Below are 291 nucleotides of genomic sequence, written 5' to 3'. Positions count from 1 at the left end.
GAAGTACCCTTTACGGCTTCGCCGAAAGATCCGGAGACTCACGGTCGAGAATTGTTTGAACGGGCAGTTGCTCTGGAATACGGCGACATTGCCGAACCCGACGAAGAACAACTGAAAGATGCAATGCGCATGAAATCTTCCGCGCTCTCGGCATTGGCTTCCTCGATGATCGCAAAGTTGCAGAGTGACCTCAGCACTCTGCAGGACTCCGTGGCATTGGGCATGGCAACAGATGAGGAATCCACGCAGTTGCCAATGACCCAGGCGCAACTTGATCTCTGGAGAAAGTAC

General features: G+C 53.3%; 1 protein-coding gene. It reads left to right on the top strand.

Features of this window, described 5'->3' with window-relative positions; genetic code table 11:
* Nucleotides 1-51: 51 nt before the first annotated feature.
* Nucleotides 52-291: hypothetical protein (locus tag AAEY83_RS13940; RefSeq protein ID WP_351059725.1), on the top strand; the 240-nt coding region annotated here is incomplete at its 3' end.

The organism is Psychrobacter sp. TB20-MNA-CIBAN-0197 (assembly GCF_040309765.1).
GTDB classification, from domain to species: domain Bacteria; phylum Pseudomonadota; class Gammaproteobacteria; order Pseudomonadales; family Moraxellaceae; genus Psychrobacter; species Psychrobacter submarinus.
This window is presented reverse-complemented; position numbering and strand designations above follow the sequence as displayed.